At 71.7% G+C, this 13,551-nt stretch carries 15 protein-coding genes; 5 read left to right on the top strand and 10 right to left on the bottom strand.

What is annotated here, in order from left to right:
* Nucleotides 1–52: 52 nt before the first annotated feature.
* Both P2P98_RS12185 and poxB read right to left on the bottom strand, forming a co-directional pair.
* A complete protein-coding gene (locus tag P2P98_RS12185; protein ID WP_275800115.1) occupies nt 53–331 on the bottom strand; it encodes a hypothetical protein in 279 nt (92 codons plus the stop codon).
* An 89-nt stretch (nt 332–420) separates the two neighbouring features.
* A complete protein-coding gene (poxB, locus tag P2P98_RS12180) occupies nt 421–2,145 on the bottom strand; it encodes a ubiquinone-dependent pyruvate dehydrogenase (protein WP_275800114.1) in 1,725 nt (574 codons plus the stop codon).
* A gap of 102 nt (nt 2,146–2,247) precedes the next feature.
* Here poxB and P2P98_RS12175 point away from each other — a divergent pair, with 102 nt between their 5' ends.
* Nucleotides 2,248–3,147: a hypothetical protein gene (locus tag P2P98_RS12175; protein ID WP_275800113.1), complete on the top strand. Its 900-nt coding sequence runs from the start codon at nt 2,248–2,250 to the stop codon at nt 3,145–3,147.
* On the opposite strand, the gene P2P98_RS12170 is transcribed toward P2P98_RS12175, so the two are convergent.
* Nucleotides 3,144–3,920, bottom strand: a complete 777-nt coding sequence (locus P2P98_RS12170; RefSeq protein WP_275800112.1) for an AraC family transcriptional regulator — start codon at nt 3,918–3,920, stop codon at nt 3,144–3,146. The genes P2P98_RS12175 and P2P98_RS12170 overlap by 4 nt on opposite strands.
* 49 nt (nt 3,921–3,969) lie before the next feature.
* Here P2P98_RS12170 and P2P98_RS12165 point away from each other — a divergent pair, with 49 nt between their 5' ends.
* Complete coding sequence (locus tag P2P98_RS12165) at nt 3,970–4,404, top strand: DUF2000 family protein (RefSeq protein ID WP_275800111.1); 435 nt, start codon at nt 3,970–3,972, stop codon at nt 4,402–4,404.
* Between the two features lie 53 nt (nt 4,405–4,457).
* Here P2P98_RS12165 and P2P98_RS12160 read toward each other — a convergent pair whose 3' ends face one another.
* Complete coding sequence (locus P2P98_RS12160; protein WP_275800110.1) at nt 4,458–5,123, bottom strand: response regulator transcription factor; 666 nt, start codon at nt 5,121–5,123, stop codon at nt 4,458–4,460.
* On the bottom strand, nt 5,120–6,352 hold the full coding sequence (locus P2P98_RS12155; RefSeq protein ID WP_275800109.1) for a histidine kinase: 1,233 nt from the start codon (nt 6,350–6,352) through the stop codon (nt 5,120–5,122). The genes P2P98_RS12160 and P2P98_RS12155 overlap by 4 nt, the downstream gene beginning before the upstream one ends.
* Nucleotides 6,353–6,484: 132 nt before the next feature.
* Between P2P98_RS12155 and P2P98_RS12150 the strand changes: the two genes are divergently transcribed.
* On the top strand, nt 6,485–7,192 hold the full coding sequence (locus tag P2P98_RS12150; RefSeq protein WP_275800108.1) for an ABC transporter ATP-binding protein: 708 nt from the start codon (nt 6,485–6,487) through the stop codon (nt 7,190–7,192).
* On the top strand, nt 7,189–8,484 hold the full coding sequence (locus P2P98_RS12145; protein WP_275800107.1) for an ABC transporter permease: 1,296 nt from the start codon (nt 7,189–7,191) through the stop codon (nt 8,482–8,484). The genes P2P98_RS12150 and P2P98_RS12145 overlap by 4 nt, the downstream gene beginning before the upstream one ends.
* 70 nt (nt 8,485–8,554) lie before the next feature.
* Here the strand turns inward: P2P98_RS12145 and P2P98_RS12140 are convergent, their stop codons facing one another.
* The gene (locus P2P98_RS12140) at nt 8,555–8,908 is read right to left on the bottom strand and encodes a YnfA family protein (RefSeq protein WP_275800106.1); all 354 of its coding nucleotides are present in this window, start codon (nt 8,906–8,908) and stop codon (nt 8,555–8,557) included.
* Between the two features lie 7 nt (nt 8,909–8,915).
* Nucleotides 8,916–9,905 (bottom strand): hypothetical protein, encoded by a 990-nt coding sequence (locus P2P98_RS12135; protein ID WP_275800105.1) that lies wholly within the window; start codon nt 9,903–9,905, stop codon nt 8,916–8,918.
* Between the two features lie 89 nt (nt 9,906–9,994).
* Here P2P98_RS12135 and P2P98_RS12130 point away from each other — a divergent pair, with 89 nt between their 5' ends.
* Nucleotides 9,995–11,017, top strand: coding sequence for a putative zinc-binding metallopeptidase (locus tag P2P98_RS12130; protein WP_275800104.1), 1,023 nt, complete (start codon nt 9,995–9,997; stop codon nt 11,015–11,017).
* Between the two features lie 30 nt (nt 11,018–11,047).
* Here the strand turns inward: P2P98_RS12130 and P2P98_RS12125 are convergent, their stop codons facing one another.
* From P2P98_RS12125 to P2P98_RS12115, 3 genes are read right to left on the bottom strand one after another with little or no spacing between them, the layout of a single operon-like run.
* Nucleotides 11,048–11,704: a response regulator transcription factor gene (locus tag P2P98_RS12125; protein ID WP_275800103.1), complete on the bottom strand. Its 657-nt coding sequence runs from the start codon at nt 11,702–11,704 to the stop codon at nt 11,048–11,050.
* Complete coding sequence (locus tag P2P98_RS12120; protein ID WP_275800102.1) at nt 11,701–12,858, bottom strand: histidine kinase; 1,158 nt, start codon at nt 12,856–12,858, stop codon at nt 11,701–11,703. Before P2P98_RS12120 ends, P2P98_RS12125 begins: the two co-directional genes overlap by 4 nt.
* A gap of 7 nt (nt 12,859–12,865) precedes the next feature.
* A complete protein-coding gene (locus P2P98_RS12115; protein ID WP_275800101.1) occupies nt 12,866–13,396 on the bottom strand; it encodes a hypothetical protein in 531 nt (176 codons plus the stop codon).
* Nucleotides 13,397–13,551 lie beyond the last annotated feature (155 nt).

Below are 13,551 nucleotides of genomic sequence, written 5' to 3'. Positions count from 1 at the left end.
ATAGCCTGACGATTCGTTCTGTCTGCGCTGAGTCGTCTCCGACTCGCCGCGGTCAGCGCATCAGGTCCAGCACCGATAGTCCGGCGCCGACGGCCCACCCCTCGGTGAGGGCGGCGAGTTCGGGGACGTCCTGCAGCGCGACTCCCCCGCCGGTGATGACCACGACGGTGCCGTCGCGCACGACCTGCACGCTCGTGATGTTCACCTGCGCGGCCGGATCGTACTGTCCGCCCGCCGTGAGCGCCCAGGCGTCGTCGGCAGCGAGCCGAGGGTCGTCGATCGTCCAGCCGAGATCGTCGTAGTCCTTCTCGACGTAGCTCGGGTCGCGCATGATGCCGATGCTGATCCCGCCGTCGTGCCGACGCGCGCTGCTCCGCCCCGTTCTCGTGCGCTCCCCTGTTCTCGCGACCTGGGCGCCGCTCAGAACAACTGCCGGAAGTTCGTCGCGGCGAGGTCGATCAGCTCGTCGCCGCGCCCCGAGAGCACCGTGCGGATCGCGTAGAGGGTGAAGCCCTTGGCCTGCTCGAGCGTGACGGACGGCGGCATCGACAGCTCCTGCCGCGCGGTCTTCACCGAGACCAGCGCGGGCCCATCGTGCGCGAGAGCGGCGGACAGCGCGCCCTCGAGATCGTCCGCGTCGTCCACGCGGAAGCCCTTCAGTCCGATCGCTTCGGCGACCGCGGCGAAGTCGGGGTTCTTCAGGTCGGTGCCGAAGGTGACGAAGCCCGCGGCCTTCATCTCGAGCTCGACGAAGTTCAACGAGGAGTTGTCGAAGACGACGACCTTCACGGGCAGCTCGTTCTGCACGATCGTGATGAGCTCGCCGAGGAGCATCGCGAGGCCGCCGTCACCGGCGAGGGCGATGACCTGCCGGTCGGGGAACGCCGACTGCGCTCCGATCGCGTGCGAGACCGCGTTGGCCATCGTGCCGTGCGAGAACGACCCGATCAGGCGACGATCGCGCGTCATCGTGAGGTAGCGCGCGGCCCACACCACGGGCGAGCCGACATCGGGGATGAAGACGGCGTCGTCGTCGGCGAGGCGATCGAGCGTCCGCGCGACGAACTGCGGGTGCAGCGGCTTTCCGCGACCCGTCGGCACGGCGAGGTCGTCGAGCTTCGTGCGCGTCTTGCGGTAGTGCTCGCGCGCCTCGTCGGCGTGCCGCGAGGACTTCCCCTCGTCCAGCAGCGGCAGCAGCGCCTGGACCGTGTCGCGGACGGTGCCGACCAGACCGATGTCGACCGGATGCCGCCGGCCCAGCTGCGCACCCCGGATGTCGACCTGGATGTGCGTGGCGTGCTGAGGGTAGAACTGCGGGTACGGGAAGTCGGTGCCGAGCATGAGCACCACGTCGGCGTCTTCCATCGCGCGGTAGCCCGACGAGAAGCCGAGGAGTCCGGTCATCCCGACGTCGTACGAGTTCTCCCATTCGATGTGCTCCTTGCCGCGCATGGCGTGCACGACGGGCGCCTGCAGACGCTCGGCGAGTTCGACGACCTCGTCGTGCGCCCCCGCGACGCCCGCGCCCGCGAGGATCGTGACCTTCTGGGCGGCGTTGAGCACCTCGGCCGTGCGTCGAAGCTCCTCTTCAGAGGGAAGGATGCGAGGGGTCGCGCGCTCGATCGCGACGACCCGCTCGTTCTTGGCCTTCGCCAGCAGCACGTCTCCGGGGATGACGAGCACCGCGACCCCGCGCTTCTCGATCGCCTCGCGCATCGCGATCTCGAGCAGGCGCGGCATCTGCACGGGGTCGGCGACGTACTCGACGTAGACGGAGCACTCGCGGAACAACTCCTGCGGGTGCGTCTCCTGGAAGTAGTTCGTGCCGATCTCGGCCGTCGGGATGTGCGCGGCGATCGCCAGGACCGGAACCCTCGAGCGGTTGGCGTCGTAGAGACCGTTGATGAGGTGGAGGTTTCCCGGCCCGCAGCTGCCCGCGCACACCGTGAGCTCGCCGGTCAACTCGGCCTCGGCCGCGGCCGCGAAAGCCGCTCCCTCCTCGTGCCGCACGTGCTGCCACCGGATCACGCCGTCTCGGCGGATGGCATCCGTGAAGCCGTTCAGCGAATCGCCGGGGAGGCCATAGACCCGTTCGATGTTGTGGCGGCGGAGGGAGGCGACGATGTTCTCTGCGACGGTGGTCACGGGAGTCCTTTCGACGAACGTGCGGTACCCCTCACGCTACGCCCGTCCGCGAGCGGGGAGACGGACCCACCGAGGGCCACGGATCGATGCTGAGATGGACCCATGAGCGTCCCGCTGGCTCCGTACCCCCTGCCGTCCGGCTGGAACCTTCGCCCGGCGCGGCCGCGGCCGCGGCTCATCACCAGCGTGCTCGTCGTGTGCTGTCTCGCGCTCTCGGCTGCGCTGTGGGGCGCCGTCGTCGGCGATCAGACCGTCCTCGGGACGATCCTCGCGCTGGTGCTCCTCGGGTTCCTCGCGGTGGTCGCCGTCGGGGGCGAGCGTGCGGGCGGCGAGCGCGCGCTGCCCGAGTTCGTGAACGCGCTCGCGCTCACGCGCGCCGAGACACGACCCGCCGACTCGTGGGTGTCGTTCTTCCGGCAGCGCGCCCCTTCGCTGTGGTCGTGCCTGTGGCTGCTCGGGGGCGGCCTGGTGACGACGGCGGCGTGCGGCATCCTGATCGTCCGCTGCATCGTGGCGGGCGGCCAGTCGCTGCTCGTTCTCGTCTTCCTCGTGCCGCTGACGCTGGCCGCGGTGATCGTCGCTCTCGCCGGCGCGAACTCGCTCGCGGTGCGCGGGCGTGCACGGTGGTTCGCGCGGCGTCCGCGAGGCCTGGTGGTGGGCCGCTCCGGCGTCACGCTGTACTCGTTCGATCGCGGCGAGTTCGACCGCTCCTGGCCGTGGGACGCGATCGTCGATGTCGTACCGGGCGGGCTCGTCGACGCACGGCGCGGGAACACGGTGCCCGAGCTGAAGCTCCACGCCGCGGACGCCGGCGGCGCGGTGGAGGAACACCACGTCCCCGTCGACTCGCTCGCGTCGCACGCGTGGCTCGTCTACGTCGTGCTCCGGTTCTGGAGAGAGCATCCCGAGCTGCGCGACGAGCTCGACACGAGCGCGGGCCAGGACCGCATGGCGTCGTGGATGGCGGGGTTGACCGAGGCGGCGGACGCGCGCCGCGTCTAGGCCGCGCGGATCGCGCCCGGCGTCACACCCCACACGCGGCGGAAGTGCCGAGCGAGGTGCGCCTGGTCGTGGAAGCCGGTGCGGGCCGCGACATCGGCCAGCCGGCATCCCTCCCCCAGCAGACGACGCGCGGCGTCGACCCGCCGACCGACGAGGTAGCGGTGCGGAGCGATGCCGTACGTGGCCGAGAACACCCGGACGAGATGATCGGGGTGCGCGCCGAGCTCGGCGGCGGCCGCGGCGATCGTGAACGACTCGGTGTAGCGGTCATCGAGCATCGCGCGCAGGCGCCGGGCGAGCGGCGCATCCCGGCGCGGGGGCGCCGACGAGCCGGCGTGGGCGAGCACGGCGTCGCGGACGGTGAGCAGCCAGTGCTCGGCGGCCATCTCGTCGCCCGGGTGGGCGAGCGCCGCGTGCACGCGTCGTGCCGCGGTCTGCGCCGGGGCGTTCGTCAGCGTCGGGCGATCCGCGATCCGCGCGGCGACGCCGGCGTCGAGCCAGTCGCCCCGGAGATACAGCACCTGCTTGCGGTAGCCCGAGCCCTCGACCGCCGGACGACCGTCGTGCGCGATCCCGGGCGGAAGGAGCGTGACCGCGGTCGGCGTCGCCTGATGCTCGGCGCGGTCGAGCGAGTAGGTCACGGCACCGCGATCGACGAGCATCACGGCCCAGTCGTCGTGCGTGTGGGGCGGATAGTTGTGCGCGAAGCTCGCGTGGTAGACCTCGCGCAGCATCGGGACGTCGGGATGCCACGCCCGCACCCGATCACCCATGCAAGAAACGTACAAGACACCCCCGACGCCGGGGGCCGAGGCTGGAGGCATGACCGATGCCTCTCCCGCTCCGCTGTTCGACACGAAGGTGGTCGTCGTGCTCGCCGACGACCTCGCCCCCTGGCAGGAACTCAACGTCACGGCCTTCGTGATGAGCGGTATCGCCACGAGCGCGCCCGACCTCGTCGGTGAGCCGTACCGCGACGCCGACGGCACGACGTACTCGCCGATGCTCCGTCAACCCGTCATGGTGATGTCCGCGGATGCCGAGACCCTCGCCCGCGCTCGGGCGAAGGCCGCGTCGCGCGACGATGTCACCCTGGCGCTGTACACGCGCGAGCTGTTCTCGACCTCGCACGACGTGGCGAACCGCGCCGCGGTCGCGGCGGTGGCCGCCGTCGACCTCGACCTCGTGGGGATCGCGCTCCGCGGACCGCGCAACGCCGTCGACCGGATCACGAAGGGGGCGCGCTTCCACGCCTGAGGCGCGGGTCCGTCCCTGGAGCCCTCGCCGAGCGCGCTCCGCGGGCCCAGCCGTCACCGCCCCGGCGCGAGCAACCCGCTTTCGTAGGCCGCGATCACCAGCTGCGCCCGGTCGTGCGCGCCGAGCTTGAGCATCGTGTTCTTCACGTGCGTCTTCGCGGTGTGCGGCGAAATGTAGAGGTGCGCGGCGATCTCGTCGTTCGAGCGTCCCCGGCCGACGTGCAGGAGCACCTCTCGCTCGCGGTCGGTGAGGGCGTCGAGCGCGATGGGGCTCGGCGTCTGCGCGGCATCGGTCGTGCGCACGTACTTCTCGATCAGCGCCCGGGTCGCGGCGGGTGAGAGCAGCGCGCCGCCCTCGTGCACCGAGGCGACGGCCCGCACGATGTCGTCGGGCTCGGCGCCCTTGCCGATGAAGCCGCTCGCACCGGCGCGCAGGGCGGAGACGACGTAGTCGTCCTCCTCGAAGGTCGTCAGGATCAGCACGCGGGTCTCGGCGAGCGCGGGGTCGGCGCAGATGAGCGCGGTCAGCTCGATGCCGTCTCGACGCGGCATCCGGATGTCCGAGACCACGACGTCGGGGCGGAGCCGCCGCGCGAGCTCGACCCCGGCCTCGCCGTCGACCGCCTCCCCGACGACCGAGATGCCTTCCGCCGCATCCAGAAGGTCGCGCACGGCCGTCCGGATGAGCGCCTGATCGTCCACGACGATGACGGTCGTCACGAGGGCCGCTCCCCCGAGAGCACGCGCGGCGTCGCCTCCACGCGGGCGGGCAACGGCAGCCGCGCGGCGAGCCGGAAGCTGCCGGGAGCGAGACCCGCCTCGAGAGTGCCGCGCACCGCGTCGACGCGCTCGCGAAGCCCCACGAGTCCGAAGCCCGACGGGGGAAGTTCCCGGTCGCCGGCGTCGGGCACCTGCTCAACCGGATTCGTCACGACGATCTCCAGCTCGTCACGGTCGCGACGCAGCAGCACGTGCGCACGGCGAGTCGTGCCGTGCTTGAGCGCGTTCGTGAGTCCCTCCTGCACGACGCGATAGGCCACGATGTCGACGCCGAGCGGGATGCCGGCGGCCTCGGCATCCGTCCCGATCTCGTCGCGCACCACGACGTCCCACCCGGCGACGCGCACGGACTCGACGATCTCGGGCACCCGCGCGAGCCCCGGCTGGACGCGGACGGGAGCGTCGTCGGGTGCACGCAGGACGCTCATCATCGTGCCGATCTCGCCGAGCACGTCGCGCGAGGCGGTGCGGATGGTGGCGAGAGCCTCGCGCGCGCGGTCGGGGCGCGTCTCGAGCATCGAGGTGGCGACGCCCGCGTTCAGGCTGATCACCGAGATGCGGTGCGCGACGGCGTCGTGCAGGTCGCGAGCGATGCGCAGGCGTTCCTCGGTGACGCGGCGCCGCGCCTCGGACTCGCGCGTCTCCTCGGCACGGCGCGCCCTCTCGACGACGGCTTCGACGTACGCGCGGCGCGAGCGCGCCGCATCGCCCACCGCCCCGGCGAGCGAGAGCGAGAGAGCCACCTGGAGCACTCGGGTGTCCATACCCGACACGAGCGAGACGATCACGCCCGTCGAGAGCACGACGACCACGGCGGCGGCCGTCGCGATGATCGACGAGCGACGCGGGGTGCGGTGCGCCACGCCGTAGGTCGCGACGACCATGGCCACCGCGCCGCCGGGAGAGAGCGTGCCGAGCGTCAGGGCGGCGGCCCATGCGGCGACGCACACGGCGAGCACCGTCCGCGGCCACCGACGACGGAAAGGCAGGGCGAGCGCGGGCGACAGCACGAGGGCTAACGCGAGCGGGCTCGAGGGCCGCATCTCGGCGAAGGGAAGGGGCGCGAACGCGGGACCCGCGACGAGCACGACGACGAACGCGTCGATCAGCCACGGGCGACCGGCCCAGGGCCAGCGCGGCACCGCATCGCTCGTCTCGTCGGCCCTCACCGCTCCAGTCTCGCGCGTCCCGACGCCCCCGGCCATCGCCCGACGGGGGCATCCGCGAATCCCCCACGCGGGGTAGACGGTCACCCCACCCGTGGGACGCGAGGCGCCCCACCCGCGAGCGAGGGTGAGGGCATGGCATCCGACCCTCCTCCCCCACTCCTCTCGGTCACCGATCTGCACAAGTCCTACGGACGCGGCTCCGCGCGCTTCGACGCACTCCGCGGCGTGAACCTCGACATCCATCGCGGCGAGAGCATTGCGATCGTCGGCAAGAGCGGATCCGGCAAATCGACCCTCATGCACCTGCTCGCCCTCATGGACGCCCCGTCCCGGGGCACCGTGCGCCTGGACGGAGTGGATGCCACGACCCTGCGCGGTCGTCGACTCAACCGCACGCGCAACCAGACGTTCGGGTTCGTGTTCCAGCAGTTCTTCCTCACCCCCAGCGCCTCGGTTTTCGACAACGTCGTGCTGCCGCTGAAGATCGCAGGGGTGGGCCGTGCCGAGCGCGCGCGGCGCGGGAGAGCGGCGCTCGCCGAGCTCGACATGGCCGACAAGGCGCGCAACAAAGCCACCGCTCTCTCGGGCGGACAGAAGCAGCGCGCGGTGATCGCCCGGGCCCTCGTGAACGATCCGCGAGTGATCTTCGCGGACGAGCCCACCGGCAACCTCGACACGGCCACCGGCGCCGTCGTCGAAGACATCCTCTTCCGTCTGAATCGCGAGCACGGCATCACGCTCATCGTCGTCACGCACGACGAAGACCTCGCCGCGCGCTGCGATCGACGTGTGCAGATCCGCGACGGCCTGATCGTCGCCGACGAACGAAGCGCCGCATGAGAACCGTCGACCTCGTCTCCACCGCCGTCGCGAACACGTTCCGCTCGAAGACCCGCACGATCCTCACGGTGCTCGCGATCTTCGTCGGTGCCTTCACCCTCACCATCACGAATGGCCTGGGCACGGGCATCAACGCGTTCATCGACAGCACCGTCGCCTCGATGGGCGCCTCCGACGTGCTGACCGTGACGAAGACCACCACGGCGACCTCGACCGGGCCGCAGAAGTACGATCAGGATGCCGTCGCCTCGGCGTCGCAGCCCGGGGGGCGCCCCGGCGGCACGACGGAGGTGACCGCGCTCACCGACCAGGACATCACGACGATCTCGCAGATCGCGGGCGTCGAGAAGGTCGTTCCCGTGACGTCGGTGTCGATCGACTACGTCGAGGCACCGGGCGGCGACCCGTACGTGGCACAGGTCGGCAGCCTCGTCGCCGGTCAGACCCCGCGGATCGCCGACGGGTCAGCACCCGACGACGGCTCCGACGCGCTGCAGGTCGCCCTCCCGTCGGCGCTGGTGACACCCCTCGGCTTCGCGACCGCCACGGACGCGGTGGGGGCGACCGTGACGATCGCGGTGACCGACCCGGTGCGCACGCAGCATCTCGTCGAGGTGACCGTGACCGGTGTGACCGAAGACGCGTTCGGCGGCACGACCTCGCTCACCACGAACACCGCCCTCGAGAAGGAGCTGTTCACGCTGCAGAACACCGGGGTCCCCGCCGACCAGCTCGACCGGTACGCCTCGGCGAGCGTGACGGTGTCGTCGGCGACGACCGCGCAGGTCGACGAGGTCAAGACCGCGCTGAGCGACGCCGGCTACACGGGGACCACCGTGGCCGATCAGCTCGGCACGTTCGAGTCGGTGATCAACGGCATCGTCCTGGTGCTGAACGCGTTCGCGATCATCGCGCTGCTGGCGGCGAGCTTCGGCATCGTCAACACCCTGCTCATGTCGGTGCAGGAACGCACCCGGGAGATCGGCCTCATGAAGGCGATGGGAATGGGCAGCGGGCGGATCTTCTCGCTCTTCAGCCTCGAGGCGATCTTCATCGGATTCCTCGGCAGCGCGCTGGGCGCGGTCATCGCGATCGGCGTCGGCACGGCGGTGAGCGCGCAGCTCGCGGCGAACCTGTTCAGCGACCTGCCGGGACTGCAGCTCATCGCGTTCGACCCGGTGTCGATCCTCGTGACGACCCTCGTGGTGATGGGGATCGCGTTCCTCGCGGGGACGCTTCCGGCGGCGCGGGCCGCGCGGGCCGATCCCGTGGAGTCGCTGCGCTACGAGTGACGGCGAAGCGGGCGGCGGATCTCCGGGTCTGCCGCCCGTCGGTCGCGGAGGGCCGGGGTCACGGCATCCCTCACGAGATCTCTCCCGCCGTCGACTGGCCGGGGGCGAACATGATGATCGCCGCGCCGACGAGGGCGATCGCCGAGCCGACGTAGTCCCAGGTCGTGGGGCGGAAGCCGTCGACGACGATCCCCCACGCGAGCGAGCCGGCGATGAACACTCCCCCGTACGCGGCGAGGACGCGGCCGAAGTTCGCCTCCGGCTGCAGGGCCGCGAAGAACCCGTAGGCCCCGAGCGCGATGATGCCCAGCAGAGCGAACCACCAGCCCCGGTTCTCGCGCACGGCCTGCCAGATGAGCCAGGCTCCGCCGATCTCGGCCAGGGCGGCGACGGCGAAGAGGATGACGATCCGGGCGGTGGTCATTCCGCCATTATCCGGGTGAGCGCTCGAGGGTCGTCTCGCCCGCCCGGGCCCGCTTGCCCTCCATCACCGTCAGCCCCGCCCCCTCGAGCGCGTGGCGTAGGCGCCGCGGGAACTCGGGTACCGTCGCCGCCGTCCCCTTCGGCTGGCGCGCCATGCCCACCAGCAGCACGAGTCCCGGTCCCTCGACCGGGCGCACGACGATCCGCGTCGGCGGGTTGCGCGACGACACGGTCAGGCTCCGGATGCCATCGGTCCCGGCATCCATCAACGTGACGCCGTCGATGGTCCGCACCCGCACGCGCTCCGCGCTGAGGCACAGCTCCACCGTGGTCGTGCGCGCTCGCGCGAGAGCGCCGACCACCAGGTACACGGGCAACCCCACCGCCCATCCGAGCAGGAGGAGCATCGCCATCGGGCCGAGCCTCTGCGCGAGGTCGGCGAAGACGAGCACGAACGTCGCCATCGCTCCGGCCGCCAGCACGCCGAGCACCGCGCCGACCGCGAGGTACGTCGAGCGTCGGAGCGGCACGACGGGGAGCCGGAGCGTCCACTCGCCGCCCGCGCGCTCCCATTCGGGCTCGACGAGCTGAGCGGCCCGCTTGTCCGAGGTCGCCTGGACGGCCGCGGTCACTCGCCCGACCAACGAGAGCCAGATCCACCCCGCGAAGGGCGCCATCGCGAACGAGAGGGTCGAGCGCACGGTCGGCGGTACCGCCACGGGCCAGTCCCCCGGCTGCACGACCAGGAAGACCGCGAACCCGGCGACGATCCCCAGCGCGAGATGCACCGCCACCGACACCGCACGCGTCCGCAGGAACGCGAGCGCGTACAAAAGCGTCTGCGCCAGCGCCCATCCCGCAACGAGCGAGAGCAGGAAGCCCCCGAACTCCTGACCGAGGCCGAACAGCACCACCGCCCCCGCGAAGCAGACGACCGCCCACGGGAACGGATGCCACAGCACCCGTCGCGCGAGGGATCCGGCCGGGGTGGGGGTCACGGGAGTCCTTCCGGTGGGCGACCTCACGATTCTAGGAAGACCGCGCAACCCCATCCCGCAGGGCGGAGCGTCCGTGTCAGGCTCGAGGGGTGAAATCCTTCCGATGCCGCGTGTGCGGGAACGCCCTCTGGTTCGAGAACTCCATCTGCGTGTCGTGCCACACCCCGCTCGGCTTCTCGCGCGACGAGGTCGAGATCGTTCCCGTCGACGAGAACGGTCGGTACGTCGACGCGGACGGACGAGCCTGGCACGTGTGCCGGAACCTGAACCTGTCGGGCTGCACGTGGCTCGCGCCGGTCGAGGGGGGCCAGTGCTCGGCCTGCGATCTCACGCGCGTGCGCCCGAACGACGCCGACGCCAAGGGCCTCTCGCAGTACCCCGTCGCCGAACGTGCGAAGCGCTGGCTGCTCGTCGAGCTCGACCGTCTCGGCTTCCCCGTCGTCGGCAAGGCCGAGGACCCCGAGCGCGGCCTCTGCTTCGACCTGCTGTCGAGCGTCGCCGAGGACGTCACGATCGGGCACGCCGACGGGGTGATCACGATCGACCTCGCCGAGAGCGACGACGCCTACCGCGTCCGGGTGCAGGAGCAGTTGGGCGAGGCGTACCGCACGATGCTCGGCCACTTCCGGCACGAGAGCGGACACTACTTCGAGTGGATCCTCGTCGAGGGGACCGACCGCCTCGCCGAGGCCCGCGCCCTCTTCGGCGACGAGACCGCCGACTACCAGGCCGAGATCGACCGCCACTACTCCGAGGGGCCGCCGGCCGACTGGCCCGAGCGTTACATCTCCACCTATGCGACCATGCACCCCTACGAGGACTTCGCCGAGACCTGGGCGCATTACCTCCACATCACCGACACGGTCGAGACGGCCGCCGTCAACGGTCTCCTGCACGTCGACTCGTCGGCATCCGGCCCCTTCCGCACCCTGGTGACGGAGGTCTGGATGCCGCTCGCGAGCGCCCTCAACATGGTCAACCGGTCGATGGGCAAGGACGACCTCTACCCTTTCCTCCTGCCGGATCCGGTGCTCGACAAGCTCGATTTCGTCGCGTCGCTGCGCGAGAGCGGGAGCAGCGAATCACGCCGCGGCGACGGGGAGGCCCCGTAACGAGGTCGTCCTCTCGAGCTCGGCCAGGCGTCAGCCTCGGGCCAGCGCCACCGCGGCGCGACGGTCTCGCACGCCGAGTTTGGCGAACAGCGCGTTCACGTGCGTCTTCACGGTCGACACCTCGACGAAGAGGCGCTCCGCGATCTCGGCGTTCGTGCGCCCCTCGACAAGGAGGGCGAACACGTCGATCTCGCGCCGCGTCAGCCGGGGGAAGCGCGCGGCGAGCTCCTCCCCCGGAGACGCCGGGGGCCGCGGACGGATCAGGGAGTCCACGATGGTCGCGCCCACCTCGGCGCTGAAGGTCGCCTGCCCGCGGGCGACCGATCGCACCGCCGCCGCCAGTTCGGCGCGACCGGCATCCTTCGTGAGATATCCCCTGGCCCCCGCGGTCAGCGCGGCGACGATGGACTCGTCGTCGGCGAACGTGGTCAGCACCAGCACCGCGGCGCTCGGAACATCGACGGCGAGCCGGGCGGTGGCCGCAACGCCGTCCAGGCGCGGCATCCGGAGATCCATGAGGACGACGTCGGGATGCCGTTGCACGGCCAGCGCGACGGCCTCTTCGCCGTCCGCGGCGGTGCCGACGACCTCCACGTCGGGCAGCAGGGCGAGGACGGTCGCGAGCCCGTCGCGGACGATCGCCTGATCGTCCGCCACCAGCACGCGGATCGGGGGGTCGTCGTTCACGCCAGCACCTCCTCGACGGTGAGGACGAAGGATCCCGCCTCGGGCCCGGCCGTCACCGTCCCGCCGAGTGCGAGGGCGTCCACGCGTTCCCGCATACCTCGGAGCCCGAAACCCGGCGCGGCGCTCGGCGTGGGTGGCGGCGACGATGGCAAGGGGTTCTCGATGCGGAGGCGCACCACGCCGGGTCGCCAGGCGAGACGCGCGGTGACCGCGCACCCCGGGGCATGGCGTCGCACATTGCTGAGCGCTTCCTGTAGGGCGCGGTGCAGGGCGTCCGCCTGGGCCCGGTCGAGGGGCGCGGGGTCGCCCGAGCGCTCCCAGGCGATCTCGCCCCCGAGCGCGCGATGCATATCGACCAGCTCGTCGAGGCGACGGTCGAGGACGATCGATGCGACCGGGTCGCGGTCGGCGGCTTCGGCTTCGACTCCCGGTTGCCGTGGTCGGCGCAGCGCGGCGACGGCGCGACGCGCCTCGCCGAGACCGGATGCCGCCAGCTCGCGCGCCGAGGCCACCCGGCGGTGGGCGGACGATGCGTCTCCCGCCTCGAGGAGCGCCTCGGCGGCATCCAACTGCACGACCAGCCCACCGAGCGTGTGCGCCAGGACGTCGTGGAGATCGCGCGCGAGCGCGTTGCGCCCGGCCTCCTCACGAAGGGCGCGCTCGCGTTCCGCGAGGAGCGCTTCGCGCCGTCGGGCCTGCGCACCCTGTCGACGGCTGAAGCCGGCGAGCGCTCCCACCAGCACCGCGGCGACCATCCCCGCGAGAGCCGACACCGACGTCGGCCACAGGACGGCGCCCGCCGCGACCAGTGCCACACCGCCACACGCCGTGACCGCCGCCGCGACGACCGACACCGCTTGGTCGGCGACGAGCACCATGGCGCATACGGCAGCGGGAATCAGCGAGTTGGCTCCGGTCGATGTCCCCGCGAGGGCGCCCGCGCCGATGGCGCACAGCGCGGCGACGCGTGCGGTCCGCGCCGCAGCTGATCGCTGCACGAAGACGAGGGCGGTCCGTACGAGCCACGCCGCGAGAGCGAGGAGCGCCAGGACCAGGGCCCACATCGGGCGCGGTGCGCTGAACAGACCCCAGGTGCACAGCGCCGCACCGAAGACGGTCAGCGCCGCCCCGAAGGCGGTCGGGTGGGGAGTCACGGCACCATCATCGCGCGGTGATGCGCGGAGGGCGCGCACCGCCGACGGGAAGGTGCCCGAGGCGGGCACCGAGGACGAGGTTTCGAGCGGCGCGGTTCGCGGCGAAGACGAGCAGGATGACACCGGCGCCGGTGACCCCGTGGGCGCCCATCGCCGTGGCCGCGACGTCGATCCCGACACGGACGAGCAGAAGGGCGGCCCAGAGGGCGAGCCCCCACCACCCGGTGCGGGATTCGACGACAGCTCCCTCGCCGCGACGGCCGGTGACGCGTTGCTCCAGCGGGCGGAAGTGCGCGAGGGCACCCATCCACGCGCCGACGCCAAGGGCGAGGACGAGTTCGATCACGAGGACGGCGACATCGAGGCCGCCGATCGCGAGGTCTCCCCGCGCCAGATTGACGACGCCGAGGACCGCGAGGATGAGCGGGGTGCGCCACAATTTCGCCGGGGAAACCGGACGCCACGTGGTCTGTCGGTACCCGAGCCAGCCGACGAGCAGGACGATGAGGACGATGTCCGCGAGCGTTTCGAGGTTCATGCTTCGAGACTCGTCTCCGCGCGCTCGCGCGACTTCCTCCGCCGGGGTGGAGAAAGGGTGGAGATCGCCCGTCAGGCGAACCCCGCCTTCAACGCGTCGAGGTGCGCGCGGGTCGCGGCGGCGGCGAGCTCGGGGAGGCGATCGCCGATCGCCGC

It is taken from the genome of Microbacterium sp. Kw_RZR3 (genome assembly GCF_029222405.1).
GTDB lineage: Bacteria > Actinomycetota > Actinomycetes > Actinomycetales > Microbacteriaceae > Microbacterium.
The sequence above is the reverse complement of the archived record's forward strand: the minus strand, read 5'-3'. Positions and strand labels throughout refer to the sequence as shown.

Excerpts from the sequence above, each read along its gene's own strand:
- P2P98_RS12185 (WP_275800115.1), bottom strand. The coding sequence starts at position 331 with ATGCGCGACCCGAGCTACGTCGAGAAGGACTACGACGATCTCGGCTGG.
- P2P98_RS12175 (WP_275800113.1), top strand. The coding sequence starts at position 2,248 with ATGAGCGTCCCGCTGGCTCCGTACCCCCTGCCGTCCGGCTGGAACCTT.
- P2P98_RS12170 (WP_275800112.1), bottom strand. The coding sequence starts at position 3,920 with ATGGGTGATCGGGTGCGGGCGTGGCATCCCGACGTCCCGATGCTGCGC.
- P2P98_RS12165 (WP_275800111.1), top strand. The coding sequence starts at position 3,970 with ATGACCGATGCCTCTCCCGCTCCGCTGTTCGACACGAAGGTGGTCGTC.
- P2P98_RS12150 (WP_275800108.1), top strand. The coding sequence starts at position 6,485 with ATGGCATCCGACCCTCCTCCCCCACTCCTCTCGGTCACCGATCTGCAC.
- P2P98_RS12145 (WP_275800107.1), top strand. The coding sequence starts at position 7,189 with ATGAGAACCGTCGACCTCGTCTCCACCGCCGTCGCGAACACGTTCCGC.
- P2P98_RS12140 (WP_275800106.1), bottom strand. The coding sequence starts at position 8,908 with ATGACCACCGCCCGGATCGTCATCCTCTTCGCCGTCGCCGCCCTGGCC.
- P2P98_RS12115 (WP_275800101.1), bottom strand. The coding sequence starts at position 13,396 with ATGAACCTCGAAACGCTCGCGGACATCGTCCTCATCGTCCTGCTCGTC.